At 50.9% G+C, this 3,741-nt stretch carries 3 protein-coding genes; all 3 read right to left on the bottom strand.

The annotated features are described in order from the left end of the window. Positions 1 to 30 precede the first annotated feature (30 nt). The 3 genes from ACTHUE_RS12925 to ACTHUE_RS12915 all read right to left on the bottom strand — a co-directional run bounded on the left by ACTHUE_RS12925 (position 31) and on the right by ACTHUE_RS12915 (position 3,603). Entirely contained in the window at positions 31 to 960 is a 930-nt protein-coding gene (locus tag ACTHUE_RS12925; RefSeq protein WP_107696909.1) for an LpxL/LpxP family acyltransferase, read from the bottom strand. 4 nt (positions 961 to 964) lie between these two features. Then, positions 965 to 1,690, bottom strand: coding sequence for a glycosyltransferase family 2 protein (locus ACTHUE_RS12920; RefSeq protein ID WP_107696908.1), 726 nt, complete (start codon positions 1,688 to 1,690; stop codon positions 965 to 967). Between the two features lie 146 nt (positions 1,691 to 1,836). Then, positions 1,837 to 3,603: an ABC transporter ATP-binding protein/permease gene (locus ACTHUE_RS12915; RefSeq protein WP_440423655.1), complete on the bottom strand. Its 1,767-nt coding sequence runs from the start codon at positions 3,601 to 3,603 to the stop codon at positions 1,837 to 1,839. Between the last annotated feature and the right edge of the window lie 138 nt (positions 3,604 to 3,741).

Here is a 3,741-nt window from a genome sequence, read left to right as displayed (position 1 = left end):
TCAGGGTGTAAAAGAGTGAGTGGGATGGTTTCAGACGGCGTCTTCGCCCCAAAAATCATAAAAATTGAACCATTGTAGCGGATTTTGCGCACATTCTTGCGCCAAAATGTCGGCAAAACGCTGCATCGCGTCTTTGACGGCAGCCTCGCGGTTGCCGCGTTTCCAGCTGGAAGTGTCGGTAAAGCGGCGCAGTTTCAAATGATAGCGGCCGTTTTGTTTGACGCAAAACAGCGTGTTTACCTGTGTTTTTAAAAGCGAAGCCAATAGCCATGCGCCTTGCGGCATAGGGGCAGTGTGGCCTAAGAAATTAATGTCGGCGGTTTTCTCACCGCGTACAGGCACGCGGTCGGCCGCGATGGCAATCCATTCGCCGTTTTCGATACGGTGGTTTAATTCCATCATCAGGGTGGTGTCCAAATCTGTCACCTGAATCAGACGGATATGATCTGCACCGGCTTTTTGCAATGCCTCGTTAAATGCCTGCGCGTGTTTGCTGTGCACCAATACGTTGAGTCTGAAATTTTTATGGTGTGACACCAGCGCACGGCAAACTTCGGTATTGCCCAAGTGTGAGCAAGCAAAAATCTGGCCGCGTTCGTTGCGCTTGACTTGCGAATAGATGTCGTCCGGGTCTTCAATTACCAAATCTTCATAACGGATTTTGCGTTGCCACACGGCAAAACGGTCGCAAACCGCTTCGCCAAATGCGACGAATTGTTTGAATACGCTGTGTTTCGGCAGGACAGTATGGGGAAAGGCCATCTGAAGACGGGTTTGATAGCGTAAGACATGACGGCGCGGTTTGGGCGCGGTTGCATAAAAATACAGCACCACAAACCAAATGCACGGCCTCATGAAAAAAGCCGGCAGATAGCGCACCATCAATGTGGTCAGAGCGAGAAACAGGCGGTTGCCGCGTTCGGGCTGCGCCGCCCAATGGGTTTGTTTATTGTCGGTCATGGTTTCAGACGGCCTTTCCGAAAACTTTACCCAATCGGTGTTTCAACATACCGAAAAACAGCCGTGTGTGCATTTTGCTGATGCGGACATTGTCGGCAAAGGCATCGAAGTGGGACACGCCGTCGGCGGCGTATTGGACGGGCGTTTTAATCCAAACCGGTTTGACATCGCGCCAGTAGAGGCGGATAAGGATTTCTGTATCGAAGTCCATGCGGTCGCCTACAGTTTCTTCGCGGACAACGGATAGCGCGGGTGTAAGCGGATAGAGGCGGAAGCCGCACATGCCGTCTTTGATGTCGCATGACCAAGTGTGCAGCATATTCCAAAAGTCGGTAATTTTGCGTCCGTAAAGTCGTGCTTTGGGCGCGTCATTACCGTATTGCGGCCAGCCGCAAACAACGGCTTCGGGATTTTGTTCTGCTGCGGCGAGGAGTTTGGGTGTGTCGCTTAAGCAATGCTGGCTGTCTGCATCAACCTGCAAAACGTGGGTATAGCCATGTTCTTCAGCGTATTCCAAACCGGTTTTGACCGCTGCGCCTTTGCCGCCGTTGATGGGACGGTAAAGGACATCAATGCCTTCTGAAACCAAAGCCTGCAATACAGGTTTGCATTCTTCGCGTGAACCGTCGTCCACAATTAAAACGTTTAAACCGAAGCCGCGCATGGTTTGGGCAACGTGGCTGATGGTGGTCGGGTGGTTGTAATGTGGAATGAGGGCCAGGGTTTTCATAAATATTTTTTAGACGACGTTAACACAATGCAGAGTATAGCAAATAAACATGCCATAGCGTTTGAAAAGGCCGTCTGAAACGGCGATGACAAAATCGTTTGATTTCGTTTTTCACTGTTTCAGACGGCCTTTGCTATGCCATTAATTCAGCATTGTACATGACCGACATCGAGGCATAAATCATGGAATTCATTGAGCGTGCTGCGGTGGCCGATGCTGATGATGATGCTGTCGGGTAGTTTTTGCTTTAAGGCACGGTAGAGCATGGCTTCGGTCGGTTCGTCCAAGGCGGCGGTGGCTTCGTCGAGCAGGATGACTTTGGGCTGCGAGAGCAGGGCGCGGACGAAGGCGACGCGTTGTAGTTCACCCGGGGAGAGTTTGTGTTGCCAGTCATCAGATTTGTCTAATTTATCAACCAGATAACCTAATCGGCAGGTGTTCATGGCTTCGATCAGTTCCGGATGTTGTTTGTCGATGTCGGGGTAACAAATCGCATCGCGCAGGCTGCCTTGTGCCGTGTATGGGCGTTGCGGCAGGAAGAGGATGTCTTGATGCGGCGGATGGCTGACTTTACCGCTGCTGCCGAAAGGCCAAAGCCCTGCCAGCGCGCGCAGCAACGAAGTTTTGCCGCAACCGCTCGGGCCGCGTATCAGTAGGGAATTGCCGCTTTTGAGGTTGATGTTGATGCCGTCTAATAAAACTTCGCCGTTGTGGCGGTATAGGGCAACGTTTTCCAAGATCAGGCCGTCTGAAACTTCGGTAAGGTCGGGTTGTCGTGCGGTGTGTTTTTCTTCCGTACTCAGCAAAAAGCCGTACAGACGTTCCAGTCGGGCGCGGTAGGCGGTGAATTTGTTGTAGAACATTCGAAAGAAAGACAGCGCGTTTTGCAGTCGTGCGAAGGCTTGGACGGTCTGCTGGATGTCGCCGATTTTGATTTGTCCGGCAAACAGGCGCGGGGCTTGTAAAATAATGGGGAAGAGTTTGATGCCGTTGGTGAACATATCGTTAAAGCCGCTCAGGCAGACGCTTTGTCGCGCAATGCGCCAACGGTTGCGGATAATGGCTTTAAAGCGGTCGGAAAGCTGGTCGTGTTCGTGTTTTTCGCCGCTATAAAACGCCACGCTTTCGGCGTGGTCGCGCACGCGGATGAGGGAGTAACGGTAGTCGCCGTTGAGCTTTTCGTTTTCATAGTTGTAACGAATCAACGGGTTGCCTATCCACATGGCGATAAAGGTTGCCAAAATCACAAACATATAGACAAACCAAACGATGCCGTGCGGAATGTCGAAGCCGAACACGGTCAGGATGCCCGCCAAACCCCATAAAACAACGGCAAATTCCAAAGAGGTAACGACCGAATTGACCATGCCGCGCACAAATTCTATGGTCGAGGCGATGAAATCCTGCGCGTCTTGTTGGATACGCTGGTCGATATTATCCGGCGCGTGGCGGCGCATTTGCAGGCGGTAGTAGTTTTTGTCGGCAAGCCAGCGTGAAGTCAAAACTTCATTGAGCCGCTCCGACCATTTAATCGCCAAGCCTTGATCGAGAAAGTCGTTGACGACGTTGTTAAACGCCCGTATCAACACCACGCCCGCGTTCATCGCTGCAAACATCCAAAATGCGGAGGCATTCAAATCCTGCATCGAGTCGTAAAGCCCTTTGGACATAAAGGTACTCAACACATTCAGCCGTACTTCGGTCAGCAGCAGCGTAATCATCGCCGTAATCAGCAGCAAAACTTTGACGGTACTTTTCGGCGTCAGACACAGCCGCAGGATATAGCTAAACTCGCGCCCGAAGCGTGTGTTGCGTGCAAAAGACAGAATGACCGCCGAGGCTGCAGCGACCATCAATAAGGTCTGCAATAGCCAAGACGGCGTGGAATAAAGCTCGATTTGCCATTTTTGCATGAGGTGTTCTCTGAAAGGAAGTAAAGGCCGTCTGAAAGGACGGCAAATTTATTTGACTATGGTAACTGCAATAATAGTTTTCTGAACTGTTGTATTTTTTGTATTTACAAACGGTTCTTATTTGTTTTTGTAGAAAGC

Source organism: Neisseria sp. P0021.S005 (genome assembly GCF_051956955.1).
This window is presented reverse-complemented; position numbering and strand designations above follow the sequence as displayed.